Annotated in this window: 16 protein-coding genes and 1 pseudogene; 4 read left to right on the top strand and 13 right to left on the bottom strand. The window is 70.1% G+C overall.

The features are described from left to right. Positions 1-20: 20 nt before the first annotated feature. From E3O48_RS06400 to E3O48_RS06390, 3 genes are all read right to left on the bottom strand, one after another. Complete coding sequence (locus E3O48_RS06400; RefSeq protein WP_134537758.1) at positions 21-2,294, bottom strand: polyribonucleotide nucleotidyltransferase; 2,274 nt, start codon at positions 2,292-2,294, stop codon at positions 21-23. A 329-nt stretch (positions 2,295-2,623) separates the two neighbouring features. Then, positions 2,624-3,544: a dihydroorotate oxidase electron transfer subunit gene (locus tag E3O48_RS06395; protein WP_198413033.1), complete on the bottom strand. Its 921-nt coding sequence runs from the start codon at positions 3,542-3,544 to the stop codon at positions 2,624-2,626. Then, positions 3,541-4,518 carry a dihydroorotate dehydrogenase gene (locus E3O48_RS06390; protein WP_134537757.1) on the bottom strand — a complete coding sequence of 326 codons (978 nt, stop codon included), beginning with the start codon at positions 4,516-4,518 and terminating at the stop codon, positions 3,541-3,543. Before E3O48_RS06390 ends, E3O48_RS06395 begins: the two co-directional genes overlap by 4 nt. 231 nt (positions 4,519-4,749) lie before the next feature. On the opposite strand from E3O48_RS06390, the gene E3O48_RS06385 reads away from it, so the two are divergent. Both E3O48_RS06385 and E3O48_RS06380 read left to right on the top strand, forming a co-directional pair. Next, positions 4,750-7,158 (top strand): immune inhibitor A domain-containing protein, encoded by a 2,409-nt coding sequence (locus E3O48_RS06385; RefSeq protein WP_198413032.1) that lies wholly within the window; start codon positions 4,750-4,752, stop codon positions 7,156-7,158. Between the two features lie 262 nt (positions 7,159-7,420). Beyond that, positions 7,421-8,656, top strand: a complete 1,236-nt coding sequence (locus E3O48_RS06380) for a low temperature requirement protein A (protein WP_134537756.1) — start codon at positions 7,421-7,423, stop codon at positions 8,654-8,656. Positions 8,657-8,723: 67 nt separating this feature from the next. On the opposite strand, the gene E3O48_RS06375 is transcribed toward E3O48_RS06380, so the two are convergent. Further along, the gene (locus E3O48_RS06375; protein WP_134537755.1) at positions 8,724-9,842 is read right to left on the bottom strand and encodes an LLM class flavin-dependent oxidoreductase; all 1,119 of its coding nucleotides are present in this window, start codon (positions 9,840-9,842) and stop codon (positions 8,724-8,726) included. Positions 9,843-9,891: 49 nt separating this feature from the next. Here E3O48_RS06375 and E3O48_RS18310 point away from each other — a divergent pair. Both E3O48_RS18310 and E3O48_RS06365 read left to right on the top strand, forming a co-directional pair. Further along, positions 9,892-10,049, top strand: a pseudogene (locus E3O48_RS18310) (carbohydrate ABC transporter permease); the annotation flags it as partial. Continuing rightward, the gene (locus E3O48_RS06365; RefSeq protein ID WP_134537754.1) at positions 10,046-11,740 is read left to right on the top strand and encodes an alpha-glucosidase; all 1,695 of its coding nucleotides are present in this window, start codon (positions 10,046-10,048) and stop codon (positions 11,738-11,740) included. The pseudogene E3O48_RS18310 and the gene E3O48_RS06365, both read left to right, overlap by 4 nt. Positions 11,741-11,932: 192 nt before the next feature. Here E3O48_RS06365 and E3O48_RS06360 read toward each other — a convergent pair whose 3' ends face one another. The 9 genes from E3O48_RS06360 to E3O48_RS06320 form a co-directional block, all read right to left on the bottom strand. Beyond that, a complete protein-coding gene (locus E3O48_RS06360) occupies positions 11,933-13,468 on the bottom strand; it encodes an amino acid permease (protein WP_134537753.1) in 1,536 nt (511 codons plus the stop codon). An 89-nt stretch (positions 13,469-13,557) separates the two neighbouring features. Further along, positions 13,558-13,803 carry a ferredoxin gene (locus tag E3O48_RS06355; protein ID WP_134537752.1) on the bottom strand — a complete coding sequence of 82 codons (246 nt, stop codon included), beginning with the start codon at positions 13,801-13,803 and terminating at the stop codon, positions 13,558-13,560. 61 nt (positions 13,804-13,864) lie between these two features. After that, positions 13,865-15,115, bottom strand: coding sequence for an NADH-ubiquinone oxidoreductase-F iron-sulfur binding region domain-containing protein (locus E3O48_RS06350; RefSeq protein WP_198413031.1), 1,251 nt, complete (start codon positions 15,113-15,115; stop codon positions 13,865-13,867). After that, a complete protein-coding gene (locus E3O48_RS06345; protein WP_134537751.1) occupies positions 15,112-15,669 on the bottom strand; it encodes a ferric reductase-like transmembrane domain-containing protein in 558 nt (185 codons plus the stop codon). Before E3O48_RS06345 ends, E3O48_RS06350 begins: the two co-directional genes overlap by 4 nt. Further along, complete coding sequence (locus E3O48_RS06340; RefSeq protein WP_134537750.1) at positions 15,666-16,652, bottom strand: FAD:protein FMN transferase; 987 nt, start codon at positions 16,650-16,652, stop codon at positions 15,666-15,668. Before E3O48_RS06340 ends, E3O48_RS06345 begins: the two co-directional genes overlap by 4 nt. Position 16,653: 1 nt before the next feature. Then, complete coding sequence (locus tag E3O48_RS06335) at positions 16,654-16,971, bottom strand: hypothetical protein (RefSeq protein WP_134537749.1); 318 nt, start codon at positions 16,969-16,971, stop codon at positions 16,654-16,656. A 216-nt stretch (positions 16,972-17,187) separates the two neighbouring features. Next, entirely contained in the window at positions 17,188-17,457 is a 270-nt protein-coding gene (gene rpsO, locus E3O48_RS06330; protein WP_134537748.1) for a 30S ribosomal protein S15, read from the bottom strand. Positions 17,458-17,704: 247 nt separating this feature from the next. After that, positions 17,705-18,415 carry a maleylpyruvate isomerase N-terminal domain-containing protein gene (locus E3O48_RS06325; RefSeq protein WP_241982430.1) on the bottom strand — a complete coding sequence of 237 codons (711 nt, stop codon included), beginning with the start codon at positions 18,413-18,415 and terminating at the stop codon, positions 17,705-17,707. After that, the gene (locus E3O48_RS06320) at positions 18,412-19,533 is read right to left on the bottom strand and encodes an AI-2E family transporter (protein ID WP_134537747.1); all 1,122 of its coding nucleotides are present in this window, start codon (positions 19,531-19,533) and stop codon (positions 18,412-18,414) included. Before E3O48_RS06320 ends, E3O48_RS06325 begins: the two co-directional genes overlap by 4 nt. Positions 19,534-19,576: the final 43 nt, after the last annotated feature.

Below are 19,576 nucleotides of genomic sequence, written 5' to 3'. Positions count from 1 at the left end.
TTGTCGGCAGAACTACCAGACTACGCCTCGGTGGTGACCGATGCGTCCTCGGAGTCGGCGTCGGCCGATTCCTCGAGAACCGGGGCGAGCGAAAGCTTGCCGCGGTCGTCAATCTTGGTGATCTCCACGAGGACCTTCTGGCCCACGCCGAGCACGTCTTCGACGTTCTCCACGCGCTTGCCACCGGCGAGCTTGCGCACCTCGCTGATGTGCAGCAGGCCGTCCTTGCCCGGGAGCAGCGAGACGAACGCGCCGAAGGCGGCGATCTTCACGACGGTGCCGAGGAACTGCTCGCCGACCTCCGGGTTGGTCGGGTTCGCGATGGAGTTGACCATGGCGCGGGCGGCCTCGGCCGACGGTCCGTCGACGGCGCCGATGTACACGGTGCCGTCCTCCTCGATGGAGATGTCGGCGCCGGTCTCGTCCTGGATCCCGTTGATCGTCTTGCCCTTCGGGCCGATCAGCTCGCCGATCTTGTCGACGGGGATCTGCACGCTGATCACGCGGGGCGCGGTCGGGGCCATCTCGTCGGGGGCGTCGATGGCGGCGTTCAGCACGGCGAGGATGGTCGTACGAGCATCCCTGGCCTGCGTGAGCGCGCCGGCGAGCACCGAGGCGGGGATGCCGTCGAGCTTCGTGTCCAGCTGGATCGCGGTGACGAACTCGCTCGTGCCGGCGACCTTGAAGTCCATGTCGCCGAGGGCGTCTTCGGCGCCGAGGATGTCGGTCAGAGCCGCGTAGCGGGTCTTCCCGTCAACGGTGTCGCTGATCAGGCCCATCGCGATGCCGGCGACCGGGGCGCGCAGCGGCACTCCGGCGTTGAGCAGCGAGAGGGTGGACGCGCAGACGGAGCCCATCGAGGTCGACCCGTTGGAGCTGAGCGCCTCGGAGACCTGACGGATGGCGTACGGGAACTCCTCGCGCGTGGGCAGCACGGGGACCAGGGCACGCTCGGCGAGCGCTCCGTGGCCGATCTCGCGGCGCTTCGGCGTTCCGACCCGGCCGGTTTCACCGGTCGAGTAGGGCGGGAAGTTGTAGTTGTGCATGTAGCGCTTCTTGGTGACCGGGCTCAGCGAGTCGATCGTCTGCTCGAGCTTGAGCATGTTCAGCGTGGTGACACCCAGGATCTGGGTCTCGCCGCGCTGGAAGATCGCCGAACCGTGCACGCGCGGGATGATGGCGACCTCGGCGTCGAGCGGGCGGATGTCCGCGAGCCCACGGCCGTCGATGCGGATGCCCTCGTTGAGCACGCGGGAGCGCACGACGAGCTTGGTGACCGACTTGTACGCGGCGGAAACCTGAGCGTTGGAGCCGGCTTCGAGCTCGCCGGCTTCGACCTTCGCGGCGATGGCTGCCTTGACGGATGCCTTGAGCGCGTCATCCGCGTTCTGGCGCTCGATCTTGTCGGCGATCTGGTAGACGGCCTTCAGCTGGTCGTACGCGAGGGCGGCGACGGCGTCGTAGGTGGCCGGCTGGTAGGACGGGAACACCGGGTAGGCGCCGGTCGGCTTGGCGGCCGAGGCGGCGACCTTCTGCTGCGCTTCGATGAGCTGTTTGATGAACGGCTTTGAGGCTTCGATGCCCTCGGCGATGACCTCTTCGTTCGGCTTGATGGCGCCGCCCTTGATGAGGTTCCACGCGTTGTCGGTGGCTTCGGCCTCGATCATCATGATCGCGACATCCTGCGCGCCGGTGGCGTCGGTCACCACGCGGCCGGCGACGACCATGCTGAACACGGCGTCGACGATCTGCGAGTGCTTGGGGAACGCGACCCACTGGCCGGAGCCGTGCTCGTCGGGGATGAGGGCGACGCGGACGCCACCGATCGGACCGGAGAACGGGAGGCCGGCGAGCTGGGTCGACATCGACGCCGCGTTGATCGCGAGCACGTCGTAGTACTCGTCGGGCGCGATGGCCAGCACGGTCACGACAACCTGGATCTCGTTGCGGAGTCCGTCGACGAACGACGGGCGCAGCGGCCGGTCGATCAGGCGGCAGGTGAGGATCGCCTCGGTCGACGGGCGACCTTCGCGACGGAAGAAGCTGCCCGGGATGCGGCCGGCAGCGTACATACGCTCCTCGACATCGATGGTCAGCGGGAAGAAGTCGAAGTTCTCCTTCGGCTGCTTGCTCGCGCTCGTCGCGGAGAGCAGCATGGTCTCTTCGTCGATGTACGCGGCGGCCGAGCCCTGCGCCTGCTGGGCGAGACGGCCGGTTTCGAAGCGGATGGTGCGCGTGCCGTACTTGCCGTTGTCGATAACGGTTTCGGCGAACGTGATTTCTGGACCCTCCATATGGGGGTTCTCTCCTTTGTTTAGACTCGTTTGCCCGGATGGCGCGCGAGTGGGGCGTCTGAGCAGGCAACGGCAGAACTACACTGCCCGTGAGCGCCGTTCGGCTGATTGCTCAACCGGAAACCGGTGCGTCACACTGTGCTCGAGCTGGCCACCAGTAGAAATTCACCAGCCGCGGATGCTGCCACTCGCGTTGGGAAACCACCACCGAGGGCCAGCGTTCCGCCGACCTGCTCCGTTGTGTTCGGCCGATCCGGAGATTGACCTCCACCAGTCTAACAGAGCGCCTCTCGATCAGGCGGTGGCGGCGCGAACGGCCGGGGGCGCGGTCAGCGCGATGCTGCGGGCAGGACCGCGTCGAACACGGGGCCGTCGACGCAGACCAGCGGCCCCTCCGTTTCCGGGTCGGTGGCGACCGGGGCGGCGCAGCCATGGCAGTAGCCGAGGCCGCAGGCCATGTGCGCCTCGAGCGAGACCTGCACCGGCACCTCCCACTCGGCGCCGAGTTCGGCGGCGAGGCGGGCGAGCACGCCGGCCCCGCAGACCAGGATCACCGCCGGCGGCGCGGCCCGGAATTCGGCCCGCAGCCGGGCGGCGAGCGCGGGAATGGCGCTCGACCCGTCGTCGTCGGTGACCGGGATGACGGCGGCGCCGAGTTCGGCGCAGTCGGCGACGCCGATCAGGTCGGAGAGGGTGCGGCCGCTGAGCGCCACGGTCGCTTGGATGCCCCGCGCCGCGGCATCCTCGACCGAGCCCATGATGGCGCAGACGCCGACACCCCGGCCGATCAGCAGCGCCGTGCGGGCACCCTCCGGGAACTCGAACCCGCGGCCGAGCGGCCCGGTGACGAGCAGGCCGGCCCCCACGGCGACGTCGGCGAGCGCGGTGGTGCCGCGGCCGGAGACACCGTAGATCACCTCGACGGTCCCTGCCTCGGGGTGCCGGCGGTGGATCGCCATCGGGCGCGGCAGCAGGATCCGTTCCCCGCCGCTGGGCGGCACCGTGATCATCAGGAACTGACCGGCGAGCGCGGTGCGGGCGATGGTGCCCGTCGACAGGAGGAGGCGACGGTACCGCTCGCCCACGTCGGTGTGTTCGAGCACCCTGGCGTCGTCCCAGACCGGCTCCGGCCGAGGTTCCGCGGCGGGAGGGCGCACGGCGATGAGGCCGTCGAGGGCGGCCTCATCGGCCGCGGCGAAGGCCTGCTGGCGCCGCAGCGCCTCGCGGGCGAGGGAAGCCATACCGGTCATTGAGCCCTCCACAGGTCGATCAGGTCACGGATGCCGGCCACCTCGTCGTCGGCGCAGCGTTCCTGCAGCGCGCGCACGATCTCGACCATGGCGAATGGCCGGCCGAAGTTCGCGGTGCCCACCTGCACGGCCCGCGCCCCGACCGAGAAGTAGTCGAGGGCATCGTCGGCGGTCTCGATCCCGCCGCAGGCGATGACCGGGATCTGCACGGCGCGGGAGGCCAGCCAGACCAGCCGGAGCACGATCGGGCGGATCGACGGGCCGGAGAGCCCGCCGATCACGTTGCCCAGGGCCGGGCTGCGCGTGTGCGGCTGGAGCGGCAGGGCAGGAATCGAATTGGCCACGCAGAGAGCGTCGGCTCCCGCCTCCTTCGCGGCGAGCGCGCACTCCGCGATCGAGGAGGCCAGGACCGGGAGCTTGACGATCAGCGGTTTGTCGGTGGACTCGCGGGCCGCGCGCACCACGGCCGAGATGGCGTCGGGGTCTGAGCCGATGTCCGTGCCGAGTCGGTCCAGGTTCGGGCAGGACACGTTGAGCTCGTACGCGTCGCCCGCGCCGCGGAGGTCGGTGATCACCGGTGCGTATTCGCCGGGGCGGTGGCCGCCGACGCTGATGATGACGGGCACGCCGAGGGCCAGGTAGCGCGGATGCAACTCGGCCAGGTAGCCGGACGCCCCACGGCTCGGGATGCCGACACTGTTGACCATCCCGGCGCGGATCTCGGTCAGGCGGTGCGCCGGATTGCCGCCGCGGGGGCTGCCGAAGACGGTCTTGGTGACGACGGCGCCGAGTTCGCCGGCCGGGATGAGCCGGCCCAGCGCCGGGCCGAAGCAGCCGGACGCGGGCATGACCGGGTTGGCCAGGGTGAGTGCGCCGATTCGCACGGACAGGTCGACCGAGGAGGGGATCGCCCTGCGGGCGGCGAAGAATGCCTCACGCGCATCCGTCGGGGACTGCGGGGGCACGCTGGTCATGGTGGTCTGCTTCCGGGGGCTGGAAGCATCCGTTCCAGGCCGCCCGATCAGTATCCCGCGCGGGCGGCGCCCGGCCAAAATCGGCGCCCGGCCTGGTCCGGCGAACGGCGACGTCGTGACCCAACCGTTATAACCAACCCCGTTCGAGGGTGAACCGCGCACTAGGTTTGGGCCACTGCGCAATTTCGCGGCACGGTTTTCGCCGTGTCACACCACGAAAAGGACCAGTTCATGAGCCCAAAGCCCAGCCGAAGAATGTCCATGCTCGTCGCGACCCTGGCTGGAGCGGCGCTCGTCGCCGCCGGCCTCGTGGGAGGGAGCCCGCTGACCGCGGCCGCGTCCCCGCCGTCGGCAGCACCCCCGGCGGACACCGCCGCTGCTCGCGCGTCCGATGAGCTGCCCAACCCGGCCGAGGACAAGCGCCGCGCGCTGCGCGAGGAGGCGGTGCAGCAGGTCCTCAAGGGTGAGGCCACCGCGACCAAGAGCGAGGGGAGCACGGTCGTCCGCCTCAACGGAAAGGCTCGCGAGGGCAAGAAGCAGGACAAGTTCGTCGAGATCGCCCGGGAGAAGACCGACAAGATCTTCGTGATCCTGGCCGAGTTCGGCGACCAGCGGGACCCTGCGTATCCCGACCAGGACACCGACCCGACGACCCCGGGGCCGTCGGTGTTCACCGGCCCGCTACACAACGCGATCCCGCAGCCGGACCGCACGGTCGACAACAGCACCGTCTGGCAGGCCGACTACGGCCAGGCCCACTTCCAGGACCTGTACTTCGGCGCCGGAGCGGGCGTGGAGTCGCTCAAGACCTACTACGAGGCCCAGTCGTCCGGCCGGTACAGCGTCGACGGGCAGGTGTCAGACTGGGTGAAGGTTCCCTTCAACGAGGCTCGCTACGGCCGCTCGAACGGTTTCCCCTGCGCCTCCAATGTCTGCAGCAACACCTGGGACCTGGTGCGGGACGGGATCAACCAGTGGGTCGCCGACCAGGAGTCCGCGGGCCAGACCGAGGCGCAGATCAAGGCGGCCCTCGCCGGCTACGACCAGTGGGATCGCTACGACTTCGACCAGGACGGCAACTTCAACGAACCGGACGGCTACATCGACCACTTCCAGGTCGTGCATTCGGGCGGAGACCAGGCCGACGGCGACCCGACCCAGGGCGAGGATGCCGTGTGGAGCCACCGCTGGTACGCCTACTTCAACCAGGCCGGACAGTCCGGTCCGGCCGACAACCTGCTCGGCGGCACCGAGATCGCCGATACCGGTCTGTGGGTGGGCGACTACACGATCCAGCCGGAGAACGGCGGGCTGAGCGTATTCGCGCACGAGTATGGCCACGACCTCGGGCTCCCGGACGACTACGACACCGCAGGCGGCCCGAGCAACAACAACGAGTGGTGGACCCTGATGTCGCAGAGCCGGCTGGGCGCAGCCGGCCAGGCGCTCGGCGAGAAACCGGGCGACATCGGAGCCTGGGAGAAGCTGCAGCTGGGCTGGCTCGACTACGAGGTCGTGCTCGCCGGAGAGAAGAAGACCCTCCAGCTCGGCCCGGAGGAGTACAACTCGGCCACGGCGCAGGCCGCGGTCGTCGTGCTTCCCAAGAAGGTCGTCACCAACACGCTCGTCACCCCGGTGGCAGGGTCGTACGAGTGGTGGAGCGGTCAAGGCGACGATCTGAACCAGACCCTCGCCCGCAGTGTGACCCTCCCGGCCGGCTCCGCGTCCCTCACCTTCCAGGCCAACTGGAACATCGAGGACTGCGGACCGGACCCGTGCGACTACGCCTACGTCGAAGTGGACGACGGAACGGGCTGGAAGGCGGTTCCCGGTTCCATTGCGAACGCGGCGGAGGGCAACGGCATCGACGGCCTCAGCGCCGGCTGGCAGCCCGCCAGCTTCGACCTGGCCGCCTTCGCCGGCAAGACGGTCAGCGTGCGTTTCAGCTACGTGACCGACGGCGCGGCCCAGGGAACCGATGCGAGCCTGCCGTCCGGCATCTTCGTCGACGACGTGAGCATCGCCGCCGGATCGACCGTTCTCTTCTCGGACGGGGCGGAGACGCTCGATCCGGGCTGGACGGCGAGCGGCTTCATCCGCACCACGGGTGTCGAAACGGCGGAGTACGACAACTACTACATCGCCGGCAATCGCTCACACGTCGCCTATGACCGCTATCTCAAGACGGGACCGTACAACTTCGGGTTCGCGAACACGAAGCCCGACCTCGTGGAGCACTTCCCCTACCAGCAGGGACTGATGATCTCCTACTGGGACACCTCGCAGGCCGACAACAATGTCAGCGCGCACCCAGGGGCAGGACGGAACCTGTACGTCGACGCCCACCCTCAGCCCATCATCGGTCTCAACGGGGCACCATGGCGAAACCGGGTCCAGCTCTACGACGCACCGTTCAGCCTGACCCGGGCCGACTCGTTCACCCTCAACCAGAAGAGCACGCCGTCGTTGATCCGCGGTCAGGCCGCGCAGCCGGTCTTCGACGACACGAAGAACTGGGAGGGAATCGCGGCGATCGGCCAGGGCGTGAAGGTCGCGAACGCCGGCGTGAAGGTCGAGGTCGTCAAGCAGAACGGCACATCGATGACGGTTCGGTTCTCGGGCACGAAACCGAGGAGCTGAGCCGAATCGCCACAGCCGAACGTGCCCGTTCGGGCGCTGCGCGAACCCGGTGGGCAGGAGCCATGCTCCTGCTCGCCGGGTTCGCGCTCGCGAGATGCGCCGGCGGACAGGGCGGATCCGAACTGAACCCCTCCTCACGGAAGGCCAGAAGCTCACCGCGCAGGTGAGTCCGGCATCCTGCTGTCCCTAGTTCGGCGCCGTCGCCTCCAGTATTCTGGGCCTGTCCTGCACCGGTGCTGCGGGCACGGCGGAGGGAGAACGGATGACGCTGAGTCTGAATCGACCACGCCTGTTCCGTGCCCGGGATGAGAGCGAGGGCCAGGACCGGGTGACCTTCATCGAGCTGTTCTTCGATCTCGTCTTCGTCTTCGCGATCACCCAGCTCTCCCACACCATCGTGGACCATCTCGACGTGCGGGGCCTGGCCGAGGCAGCGGTCATCCTGGTCGCCGTGTGGTGGGTCTGGATGTACACCGCCTGGGCGACCAACTGGCTCGACCCCGAGACCGGGCCGGTGCGCCTGATGCTGTTCGTTCTGATGCTGCTCGGCCTGGTGCTGAGCACCTCGATCCCCGGGGCATTCGGCGACCGGGCGCTGGGATTCGCCATCGCGTATGTCGTGATGCAGGTTGGCCGCACCACTTTCCTGGCCTGGTGTTACCGCGCCGTGGACAGGGCCAACGGGATGAACATCACCCGGATCACGATCTGGTTTCTGGTCACCGCGCCGCTGTGGATTCTCGGGGCCGTTCTCGGCGGCGACGCACAACTCGTTCTGTGGGCCACGGCGATCCTGGTCGAAGTCCTCGGCCCCTCGGCGCGCTACTACACGCCGTTCCTCGGGGCCTCGCCGACGTCATCCTGGTCGGTGTCCGGTGGCCACATTGCCGAGCGCAGCGGGCTCTTCATCATCCTGGCGCTCGGCGAGTCGATCCTGGTGACCGGGACCGCCTTCAGCCAGGGCGAACTCAGCCTCGCCGCCGTCAGCGGGGTTCTGGCCGCGTTCGTGAGCACGATTCTGTTCTGGCTGTTGTACTTCAGCCACGGAGCGGAGCACGGCTCACGCTTCATCCGGTCCTCGGAGCTGACCGGACCGATCGCCCGGCTCACTTACGTCTACCTGCACATTCCCATCGTCGCGGGCGTTGTCCTCAGCGCGGTCGGCGATGAACTCGTGCTCGTGCACCCGGAGGATCCGCCTAGCGCCGCCGGCCTCGCCGTCGTGGTCGGTGCCCCGGCCCTCTACCTGATCGGGAATCTCCTGTTCAAACGGTCGATCGGGCGCCCGTGGCTGAGATCCCATCTGGCCGGCATCGCGGTTCTGGCCGCTGCCTATCTGGCCGCCGCGACCGTCCTTCCACCGGTGGACGGACTCGCACTGCTCTGGCTCACCAATGCGGTCGTGGCGCTGGTGGTGATCGCCGACGAAGTAAGCACCCGCCGGGCCGGTTCGAGTCCGGTGGCGAACCCGCCCGCAGCGGGCAGTCTGACCGAGTAGCGTCGCCCAGCCCGCCACCTCCTCGATTGTGGTGCGCTGCCGACCGGCTCGATCCGGCCCCGACCGGTCAGCCTGCCCGGACGGCGGCCGCCGCCCCGGCCACGCCCTGGTGGGCAGCGGCCGCGGCGGTGAGGCTGGCGTGGGTCGGGGCATCCGGCACGCGCGCCGGACGGTTCTTCGCCAGTTCCCGGCGGAGCACCGGAACGACCTCGCCGCCGAGGATGTCGAGTTGTTCGAGCACGGTCTTCAACGGCAGGCCGGCGTGGTCCATCAGGAACAGCTGGCGCTGGTAGTCGCCGAAGAAGTCGCGCATGCCGGCATACCGGTCGATGACCTGCTGCGGGCTGCCGACGGTGAGCGGGGTCTGCTCGGTGAAATCCTCCAGGCTCGGCCCGTGGCCGTAGACCGGGGCGTTGTCGAAGTACGGGCGGAACTCGTCGACGGCGTCCTGCGACTTCGCCCGCATGAAGACCTGGCCGCCGAGGCCGACGATGGCCTGGTCTGCGGTGCCGTGCCCGTAGTGCTCGAATCTGGCCCGGTAGAGCCCGATCAGCTTCTGGTAGTGCTCCTTGGGCCAGAAGATGTTGTTGGCGAAGAAGCCGTCACCGTAATAGGCGGCCTGTTCGGCGATCTCGGGGCTGCGGATGCTGCCGTGCCAGACGAACGGCGGAACCCCGTCGAGCGGGCGCGGCGTGGCGGTGAAGCCCTGCAACGGCGCGCGGAACTGGCCCTCCCAGTCGACGATGTCCTCCCGCCACAACCGGCGGAGCAGCGCGTAGTTCTCCAGGGCGAGCGGGATGCCCTGTCGGATGTCCTGGCCAAACCACGGATAGACGGGGCCGGTGTTGCCGCGGCCGAGCATGAGGTCGACCCGGCCGTCGGAGACGTGCTGCAGCATCGCGAAGTCCTCGGCGATCTTCACCGGGTCGTTGGTGGTGATCAGGGTCGTCGCCGTCGACAGGATGATGCGCTCGGTCTTGGCAGCGATGTAGCCGAGCAGGGTCGTCGGCGACGACGGCACGAACGGCGGATTGTGGTGCTCCCCGGCCGCGAAGACGTCGAGGCCGACCTCTTCGGCCTTGACCGCGATCGCCACCATCGCCGTGATCCGGTCGTGCTCGGTCGGAGTGCGGCCGGTCGTGGGATTGGTGGTCAGGTCGCCGACCGTGAAGATTCCGAACTGCATTTCCAGCCTCTCGCTCGCGCGGCGTGCACCGGATGGCGGTTCCAACGGTGCCATGCCCGATCCTATTCTGCCCCTCGTCGTGCTCCCCGACCCCGGCTCCCACACCCTGCCGTCTTCTACCTGATGGCCATGGCGCCGCTCCTGATCGTGTACGTTTTTGCCCAGCGCCGGGTCATCTCCGGCGTGATGAGAGGATCCATCACATGACCAGCACCACCCCCGCAGCCACGCTCGCCGACGCCGGGGCCGCAGCCCCGTGGTGGACCCGCGCCGTGGTCTACCAGGTCTACCCGCGCAGTTTCGCGGACTCCGACGGCGACGGCATCGGCGACCTCGGCGGCATCCGCGGCCGACTGGACTACCTCGCCGAGCTGGGAGTGGATGCCCTCTGGCTCTCCCCCGTCTACCCGTCGCCGCAACACGACAACGGCTACGACATCAGCGACTACCAGGAGATCGATCCCGTGTTCGGCAGCCTGGCCGAGTTCGACCTGCTCCTGGCCGAGGCGCATGAGCGCGGCATCAAAATCGTGATGGACCTCGTGGTCAACCACACCAGCGATGAGCACGCCTGGTTCCGGGAATCGCGCTCCTCCCTGACCAACCCGAAACGAGACTGGTACTGGTGGCGGAAGCCCCGGGGCGACGAAGGTCCGCCGAACGGCTGGGGCAGCGCCTTCAGCGGCCCGGCCTGGACCCTCGACGAGGCGACCGGCGAGTACTACCTGCACCTCTTCGCGAAGCAGCAACCCGACCTCAACTGGGAGAACCCCGAGGTCCGCCAGGCCGTCTACTCGATGATGAACTGGTGGCTGGACCGCGGCGTCGACGGGTTCCGGATGGACGTGATCAACTACATCGCGAAGCAGGTCGGGCTGATCGACGGCCCGGCGCCCGCGACCGGCGGCGGCTCCCCGATGGGAGCGCAGATCCACGACTACCTGCACGAGATGCACGAGGCCGTCTTCGCCGGGAGGACCGGCGAGCACCTCACTGTCGGCGAGATGCCGGGCGTGGACACCGACGACGCCGTGCTCTTCACCGACCCGGCCCGCGGCGAGGTCGACATGATCTTCCAGTTCGAACACGTCGGCCTCGACCACGGCGCGAACAAGTTCGACGTGCTCCCCCGCAGCCTGCCGGCGCTGAAGAAGAACCTGGCGCACTGGCAGGACGGCCTGGCCGAGACGGGCTGGAACAGCCTCTACCTCAACAACCACGACCAGCCCCGGCTCGTCTCCCGGTTCGGCAACGACACCTCCTGGCGCTACGAGTCGGCGACGCTGTGGGGACTGGTGCTGCACCTGCACCGCGGCACCCCCTACGTGTACCAGGGCGAGGAGATCGGCATGACCAACGTGCGGTTCGACTCGATCGACGACTACCGCGACCTCGAGTCGCTCAACCACTACCGGGAGGCCGTGGACGAGTTCGACCTGGACCCGGGCAGTGTGCTCGCCGGGGTGCAGACCATGAGCCGGGACAACGCGCGCACGCCGATGCAGTGGGATGCGACGGAGCAGGCCGGCTTCACCACCGGCACACCCTGGCTCCCGGTCAACCCGAACCACAGGGAGATCAGCGTGGCGGCCGACCGGGCGGCGGAGAAGAGCGTGTTCCGGTTCTACCAGCGTCTGATCGTCCTCCGCCACGAGAACCCCGTCGTCGCGCTCGGCTCGTTCACCCTGCTCGAGCCGGAGCACGAGCGGCTCTACGCGTTCACCCGCACCCTCGGCGAGGAGACGCTGCTCGTCGTGGCGAACGCGTCGGATGAACCACTCGACGCCCCGCTGCCGGTGGACATGTCCGGGGCCGAACTCGTCCTCGGCAACTACCCGGACGACGCCGTCGCCGCCGCGGCGCTCCGGCCGTGGGAGGCCCGCCTGTACCGCCTGTAGGGGAACCAGCCGGGAACACGCCGATGCCGGCGAGGTGGTCTGCGGACCTCCTCGCCGGCATCCGGCGTTAACCGGTGCCGCGGAGGCCGGTCTGCGGCCTTCCGGAACGTCGCGGCACACCTTTGGCCGGCTGGCGCAGGTTCTACCGTGCGCCGGCTTCCCCAATCTGCGCCGCGAGGCGCACCCTGGCCGTTACGGGCGGCGGATCGCCTCTTCCTCGGCGATGGCCTCCTCGCGGAGGGTGGCGTCGTAGACGCGCTTCGCCTCGATGCCGACGACGGACCGGCGGCGGCCGTAGGCGAAGTACACGGCCAGCCCGATCGCGAGCCAGACCGCGAACCGCACCCAGGTGAGCGTGGTCAGGTTGAGCATCAGCCAGAAGCAGAGCACGGCCGAGAGGATCGGCAGGTAGGGCGAGAACGGAACCGAGAAGGCCCGCTTGAGGTCGGGCCGCTTCTTGCGGAGCACGATCACGGCGATGCTCACCAGCACGAACGCAGAGAGCGTTCCGATGTTGATCATCTCCTCGAGCACTCCGACGTCGGTGAAGCCCGCGATCAGGGCGACGGCGGTGCCGGCGATGATCTGGACCCGGGCCGGCGTGCCGCGCTTGGCGGAGGTGACACTCAGGCTGCGCGGCAGGAGACCGTCGCGGCTCATCGCGAACAGCACGCGGGAGAGGCCGAGCAGCAGCACCATGATGACCGTGGTCAGGCCGACCAGGATGCCGACGGAGATCACCTGGGCTGCCCAGCCGGCGCCGACGGCGATGAACGCCGTGGCGAGCGAGGCGTTGGGGTCGTCGGCGAGCACCGTGTACGGGACCATGCCGGTGAGGACGAGACTGACACCGAGGTAGAGCACGGTCACGATGGCCAGGCCGGCGAAGATGCCGCGCGGCAGGGTCTTCTGCGGGTTTTTGACCTCCTCGGCACTGGTGGCGACCACGTCGAAGCCGATGAACGCGAAGAAGACGAGCGATGCGCCGGCCAGCAGGCCGAAGATGCCGTACTGGGCCGGGTGCGCGCCGGTCATGAAGGAGAACAGGGACTGCATCCAGACGTCCCCGTCGCCGCCCGTGCCGGGCACGGCCTCGGGGATGAACGGAGTGTAGTTCTCCGGTTTGATGTAGAACGCGCCGACGACGATGACGAAGAGCACGATCGCGACCTTGAGGATCGTGAACACGCTGGCCACCCGCGCGGAGAGCTTGGTGCCCAGCACGAGCAGCGCCGTGAAGATGGCGACGATGACGAAGGCGCCCCAGCTCACCTGCAGGCCGAAGACCGAGATGGTGGCCGGGACATCCCAGTTCGCCAGTTCGAAGACCTTGCTGAGGTAGATGCCCCAGTACTTCGCGATCACGGCGCCGGCGGTGAGCATTTCGAGGATGAGGTCCCAGCCGATGATCCAGGCGAGCAGTTCGCCGAGGGTGGCGTAGGTGAACGTGTACGCGGAGCCGGCGACCGGCACCGCAGAGGCGAACTCGGCGTAACACATGATGGCCAGCGCACAGGTGATGGCGGCGAGCAGGAAACCGAGGGTGACGGATGGGCCGGCGTAGCTTCCGGCCGCCTTCGCGCCGACCGAGAAGATCCCGGCGCCCACCGCGACCGCGACGCCCATGATCATGAGGTCCCAGGTGCCCAGCGTTCGCTTGAGGCTGTGGCCTTTTTCGTGGGAGTCGGCCATGGAGGCCTCAATGCTTTTGGTGCGCCAGAGGCTCATAGCGGGGGGTGTCCGTTCCGTTGGGTACCGGTCCATGCTACGGCCCCGCGGCCCCCGTCCGGGTGCCCGACGGCGCGACCGCCCCGCTTTTACAGGCCCGGCCGCCCCTGATCCTGGAGGAGGGAGAGAGCGAGCCTCGGGCAGAGCGCGACCGCCTCGACGGCGTCGTCGACCAGCCGGTCCTGCACGGGCACGTCGGACCCGTGCCGGGGCGCCAGCGGAAAACCCCAGTCGTCGCGGGTCAGCAGTTCGGGCAGGATCTCGGTGCACAGCCCGCGCCCGTCGCATCTCGTCCAGTCGATGTGCAGCAGGGTGCGGGGCTCGTCGCGGGTCATGAGTGGTCTTTCTTGCAGCGCCCCGTTTGGCGCGGGAGAGCGCTGCGGTCACCGTCGCGGGTCATGAGTGGTCTTTCTTGCAGCGCCCCGTTTGGTGGGCTGCGACATCCTCGGCGAAGACGGTCAGGGTGCTGAGCACGAACCGGGCCGTGCCGTCGGGGTGGTTGCACGACCCGCGGCCGGCGACGAGCCCGGCCAGGCGGCGCACCTCGGCGGCCAGGGCAGGGTCCTGGTCGCCGCGGGCGAGGCGGCCGAGCACCGCGGCCATGGCCGGCAGCCCGTTCACGCACGGACCGCACCGGCCGGCGGATTCTCCGGCCAGGTAGGTCGCGATCGCGGCGGCGAGGGTGAGCGGGCAGTGCCGGGCGTCGAGTCCCATCAGGATGCCCGCGCCCGGGGCAGCGCCGAAGACGGCCAGGTCCTGCCGGTCCAGCCGTGCCTCGAGGGCCGACGCCGGCAGCCAGGCGCCGTGGTAACCGCCGACCAGCACGGCGGACAGCGAGCCGGGGTCGATCCCGGCGAAGCGCAGGACGTCGCCGAGCCTGCTCCCCCCGGCGATCTCCAGCACGGTCGACGGCTTCCCGTCGCTGCCGACGGTGATCAGGCGGGTTCCAGGGTCGGACGGGGTGCCGATGGACCGGAACCAGGCCGCGCCGAAGCGGGAGATCAGAGCGATGTGCGCGAGCGTCTCCACGTTGTTCAGCAGGGTGGGCCGGCCGCCGAGGCCGGATTCGGTCAGCCGCACCGTGCGGTCCTGCGGCACGGGGCTGCGACCGGCCAGGGCGCTGACGACGGCGGATGCCTCGCCGGCGATGAAGCCGTCCGCGGCTTCCCGCAGCTGGATCGACCGGGCATCCCGGCGCTCGGCCAGCGCGCGGGAAACCGATTCCAGCACCGACGATCGGGCGTAGAGGTGGACGGTGTGGGCGTCGACGGCGGCCGCGACCGTGAGCAGGCCGTCGATCACCAGGTGCGGGGCCACCCGGAGCAGCGTCGCATCCTTGAAGCTCTGCGGTTCGCCCTCCGCGGCGTTGCCGACGACCACGGCACGGCGGCCCCGCGCCCGTTCGCGGGCGGGCAGGGCGGCCAGTTTGCGCCAGGCCGGGAAGGCCGCGCCGCCGCGCCCCTCCAGCCCGGATGCACGCAACTCGCCCAGCAGGACCGCCGGCCCGGCGCGCACCGGCAACGGCCCGAAGGTCGCCAGGTGGGTGGCAAGGTCGGGCGACCCGGCCAGGGTCAGGCGCGCCGTCCCGGTCGGCGCGGCCACCCGGGCAGCGGCCATAGTAGCCTCGGCGGCCTCGGCGACGCTCACGGGCTCTTCTCCACCCGCACGGAGCGGAACTCCACGAAACCCGGGGTCAGCCGCCAGAGCGCGGCGGCCCCGACCGACGCGGTGCACGCCAGCGCGAAGATGACGAACCAGGCCTGGCCGGCATCCGTGCCGTTGCCGATCGAGTGGGCCAGGGCGACCGGCCAGAGCGGGTAGGTGAGCCAGTGCACGGCCCGGAAGACCCTCACCCCGACCCGGCTCCTGAGCAGGCCGGTCACCACGACGGCGAGCAGCAGGTCGACGGCCACGGTGCCCAGGCCGAGCCAGAACGGTTTCGCCGGGCCGAGGAAGGGCACGACGAAGTCGACCAGCCGCAGCTGGGCGTAGGAGTCGCCGACCAGGCTGAGCAGGTGCACGCCGAGGAACACCGTGGCGAGCAGGGACACGTTGCGGTGCACGAGTGCCACGGAGAACCGCGGCAGCCCGGCCGGCGACCGGCCGGACCGGTTGACGATGCCGAGAAGCACCGACACGGTGAAGAGCGCCAGGGCGACCACACCGGTCGAACGTCCGAGGGCCCACAGCGCCTCGTTCATGATGCTCCCCCCGGCCTGGCTGCCGGTGTCGCGGCTGCGGAGTGGGGTGCGGCCGCGGGTGTGGCTGCGGCCGGGGCGGCGTGCTCGTCGTCCGGCCACCCGCCGAGCGTGACCACGGCACCGTCGGCGGCGACCAGCCGGGCCGGAACCCCGAGAGCGCCGAGCCAGCCGACGGCGGCCCCGCCGCGCACGATCGCGGCGGTGCTCAGGGTGTTCGAGCGGTGGCAGCTCGGGGCCGCGACACTGACTGAACGCCAGACGGGCTCGGCCGGCCGGCCGGTGCGCGGGTTGAGGATGTGATGCTGAGGCTGCCCGGCGCGAGTCCACCGCCGCCGCTGCGTGCTCGACGTGGCGATGGCCATGCCGCTGTTCAGGGTGACCTGCGCGCTCGGGTCGAGCGGGGCATCCTGCACGCGCACCTGCCAGCCGCCCTCGGGCGCGGGTCCGGCCGTGGCGATGTCGCCGCCGAGGCCGACGAGCACCCCGCAGCCGAGGCCGTCGAACACCTCGCGGGCGGCCCGGTCGGCGGCCACGGCCTTCGCCGTGGCGCCCAGGTCGAGTGCGAGGTGCGCCGGCACGGTCAGCCGGTTGCCGGCGAGGGTGACGCCCTGCCAGCCCGGGCGGGTGGACGCGATCGCCCGCACGGGCACACCGTCGTCGAAGACGAGACGGATGTCCCGGTCGTAGCCGACCGCGTCGAGCGCGTGGGCGAGGGTCGGGTCCACGTCACCGTCGGTCTGCCTGGCGGCGACCAGGGCCTCTCGGACGAGGCCGGCGAGCGTGTCGCTGACCTCGGCGCCGCAGGTGAACTCGGCGGACCGGGCCGCGAGCTCCGAGTCGGGGCGGAACCGGCTGGTTGCCGTCTCGATCTTGGCGAGCACGGCATCCGTGAGCGCGCGCGCCTCGATGAGCCGGGCCGGGTCGGTGACGACCAGGCGGGCCGTGGTGGACCAGAGCGGCCAGTCGAGGGTGGAGGTGGTCATCTCAGGACCCGTTGGTGGTGGCGTGCGGGGTGCGCCCGTTGCCGGGCGAGACCGGGGCGACGTTCTGCAGCGGCGTCGACGCCGAGCCGCCGTCGTCTGGGCTGCCCTCGTCGTCGCTCTCGCCCTCACTCTCCCCGTTGCTCTCCCGGTCTCCGGTGGACGGCTGGGTGACCTGGCTCGTGGTGCCGGCTGCGGCCTTGGTGGCGAGGGTGTCTGCCCAGTCGTGCAGCCCGAGCGCGGAGGCCGCGATCACGGCCAGGAGCCCGATCGTTCCCGTCACGATCCTGCTGAGGCGCCTGCCGCGTTCGTGTGAGTTCATGTCCGTGCCGCCCTTCTCTCGTCTACGGTAACGAGACTGCGGGCGCCGCCTATGGGTTTCCTATGACGACGCCCCCAGCACGCCGGGTGTTGAGGAGAACCCGTTGAGGGAGCACACAGGCGGCCCGGGCACAGAAAACGGGCCGCCACCCGAGGGTGACGACCCGTTTCGACGCTCTTGCGAGCAAGAAGTTCGCGTTGTCTGCGAAAAGCTGCCCTAGCGGCGCAGTCCGAGGTTCTCGATCAGCTTGCGGTAGCGGCTGATGTCGATGTCGGACAGGTAGCCGAGCAGACGGCGACGCTGACCAACCATGAGGAGCAGGCCACGACGCGAGTGGTGGTCGTGCTTGTGCTCCTTGAGGTGCTCCGTGAGGTCCAGGATGCGCTGCGTGAGCATGGCAATCTGAACTTCAGGGGAACCCGTGTCGCCCGGGTGGGTAGCGTACTTTTCGATGATCGCCTTCTTAGCATTGGCTTCGAGTGCCATAGATGGGATCCCCTTTCTCTCACTGCGCGGTGCCCGGGGCCGAATGCCTGGGCTCTCTTGATCCGCGGCCGTCAAACGGCAACCCACCGAGTTTAGCAGAGTCGCGGATGCCCGGGCTCCCCGTGCGGCGACCCGCTCGCCCTGCCCGCTCGCCGCCGTCACGCTCGCGGCACGCCGTCGGCAAGCGGGCGCACCTTCCACCGTGCGCCGGCTGCTCAAAGGTGCGCCGCGACGGGGACGCCCGCCGTCAGAGCACCGTGAAGCCGGCCGGCAGCGGGCCGCGTCCGGTGGCGGCCCGCAGCAGTGCAGCGGCGAGCCCCTTCTCGACCGCGAGGTCGGCGAGCAGGTGCAGGCCGGCGGATGCCGCGGCATCCGGAACCGAGGCCGGCACGCCGAGGGCCGCGGCCAGGTCGCAGGTGTGCACGGTGAGCTCGAAGGTGCGGGTGGCCAGGTAGCCGGCCAGGCGCATTCCGCCGACGGGGGTGACGACGAGGTCGTCCGGTTTCGCCGCGTCGACCTGGGCCAGCACCCGGCGGGCGATTGCCGCCACCGCGCCGGCCGGGTCGTCGCCGAGCGCCCGCCCGGCATCACGCCCGCGCGCGGCCACGGCCGACGGCTCCCCCACCGAGGCCATCGCGAGGCGGTAGTAGTCGACGGGCGAGGCCACCGTCACGCCGGCAGCCGCGGTCACGCCGGCGGCCGCGCCGACAGGCGCGCCGGCAGCCGCAGTGGCACCGGCGCCCGCACCGAGGTAGGCCTCCACGGTCAGCAGCGCCCGGCTGGTGTGCCCGACGAGGTCACGCACGGTCCAGTCGCCGAGCGCGGGCCGGTTCCACTCCGTGTCGATCGTCGCGGTGATGGCGGCGAACCAGTGCGCGGCGGCGGCGAAGGCGGCGCGGTCCCCGGCCCAGTCCTCGCTCTGGTCCCCGGCCTGCACCGCCGCGCGCCGGCCCGTCACGCTCCGGCCCTTTTCCGGCGGAACGGCAACGGCGCCCGCCGGGTCAGGGACTCGTCGGGGCCGTCCCACACCTTGACCATCGCCCAGGTGACCGCGACGAGCGGGACCGCGAGCACGGCGCCGGCGATCCCGCCGAGGATGGTTCCCGCGGTGAGCGCGACGAGGATCACCAGCGGGTGCAGCCGCAGCGACTGGGCCATCACGAGCGGGTTGAGCAGGTCTCCCTCGAGCTGGTTGACCAGGACCACGATCGCAACGACGATCAGGGCGACGACGGGGCCGTTGGCCACCAGTGCGACGAGGGCTGCGAGGATGCCCGCGATCGTCGCGCCGATCAGCGGCACGAACGCGGTGAGGAACACGATCACCGCCAGCGGCAGCGCCAGCGGCACCTGGAGGATGGCCAGCCCGGCACCGATGGTGACGCCGTCGAACAGGGCGATGATGGCGGTGCCGCGCACGTAGTCGCCGAGCACCTTCGGTGCGATGGCGCCGATCCGGCGGGCCCGCTCGAGGCCGGCGCCGGCCAGCGGGCGGAGCGCGAACGCCCAGATGGCCGGCCCGTCCTTGAGGAAGAAGAACACGATCACCAGGACGAGCAGAGTGCCGGTCAGCACCTCAGCGGCCGCGGACACCCCGGCGATCGCACCGGTGCCGAACTGGCTGCTGGTCAGGACGTCCACCAGCGCCGCCCGGGCCGCCCCGAACTGGGCGGCGTCGAACGACAACGGGCCGTCGACGAGGAAGCCCTGCAGTTCGTCGAGCCCCTCGGAGGCCGCCGTCGCCAGCGCGGCCCACTGGTTGCGCACCGCGAACACGATCAGGGTGACGATGCCGCCGAGCACGAGCACCCCCGCGAGCAGGGTGATCCAGGTGGCGAGGATCGCCGGCACCCCCCGGCGGAGCAGCCAGCCGACGACCGGGCTGAGCGCCGCGGCCAGAATCAGCGACACCAGCAGCGGGATGACCACGAGTTCCACCTGCACGAGCGCGAACAGCACGACCCAGCCGAGCGCAAGGACCACGATCAGCTGGCCGCAACGGATGCTCAGCCGGCCGAACCTGTCGGTGAGCAGGGAGCGGAGCGGGTCCCGGCCGATGCTGTCGTCTGCGCGCATGCCTCCACCATAATCACCCTCCCGCTCGGTCGCGGGTGAGATG

Origin of the sequence: Cryobacterium sp. HLT2-28 (assembly GCF_004402495.1) — a bacterium.
Taxonomy (GTDB): domain Bacteria; phylum Actinomycetota; class Actinomycetes; order Actinomycetales; family Microbacteriaceae; genus Cryobacterium; species Cryobacterium mannosilyticum.
This window is presented reverse-complemented; position numbering and strand designations above follow the sequence as displayed.

What these genes read in the sequence shown, in the direction of transcription:
- E3O48_RS06340 (WP_134537750.1), bottom strand. Translation starts at nt 16,652, where the DNA reads ATGACCACCTCCACCCTCGACTGGCCGCTCTGGTCCACCACGGCCCGC.
- E3O48_RS06360 (WP_134537753.1), bottom strand. Translation starts at nt 13,468, where the DNA reads ATGAGCCTCTGGCGCACCAAAAGCATTGAGGCCTCCATGGCCGACTCC.
- E3O48_RS06390 (WP_134537757.1), bottom strand. Translation starts at nt 4,518, where the DNA reads ATGACCAGCGTGCCCCCGCAGTCCCCGACGGATGCGCGTGAGGCATTC.
- rpsO (WP_134537748.1), bottom strand. Translation starts at nt 17,457, where the DNA reads ATGGCACTCGAAGCCAATGCTAAGAAGGCGATCATCGAAAAGTACGCT.
- E3O48_RS06355 (WP_134537752.1), bottom strand. Translation starts at nt 13,803, where the DNA reads ATGACCCGCGACGAGCCCCGCACCCTGCTGCACATCGACTGGACGAGA.
- E3O48_RS06380 (WP_134537756.1), top strand. Translation starts at nt 7,421, where the DNA reads ATGACGCTGAGTCTGAATCGACCACGCCTGTTCCGTGCCCGGGATGAG.
- E3O48_RS06395 (WP_198413033.1), bottom strand. Translation starts at nt 3,544, where the DNA reads ATGACCGGTATGGCTTCCCTCGCCCGCGAGGCGCTGCGGCGCCAGCAG.
- E3O48_RS06400 (WP_134537758.1), bottom strand. Translation starts at nt 2,294, where the DNA reads ATGGAGGGTCCAGAAATCACGTTCGCCGAAACCGTTATCGACAACGGC.
- E3O48_RS06345 (WP_134537751.1), bottom strand. Translation starts at nt 15,669, where the DNA reads ATGAACGAGGCGCTGTGGGCCCTCGGACGTTCGACCGGTGTGGTCGCC.
- E3O48_RS06320 (WP_134537747.1), bottom strand. Translation starts at nt 19,533, where the DNA reads ATGCGCGCAGACGACAGCATCGGCCGGGACCCGCTCCGCTCCCTGCTC.
- E3O48_RS06385 (WP_198413032.1), top strand. Translation starts at nt 4,750, where the DNA reads ATGAGCCCAAAGCCCAGCCGAAGAATGTCCATGCTCGTCGCGACCCTG.
- E3O48_RS06375 (WP_134537755.1), bottom strand. Translation starts at nt 9,842, where the DNA reads ATGCAGTTCGGAATCTTCACGGTCGGCGACCTGACCACCAATCCCACG.
- E3O48_RS06365 (WP_134537754.1), top strand. Translation starts at nt 10,046, where the DNA reads ATGACCAGCACCACCCCCGCAGCCACGCTCGCCGACGCCGGGGCCGCA.
- E3O48_RS06335 (WP_134537749.1), bottom strand. Translation starts at nt 16,971, where the DNA reads ATGAACTCACACGAACGCGGCAGGCGCCTCAGCAGGATCGTGACGGGA.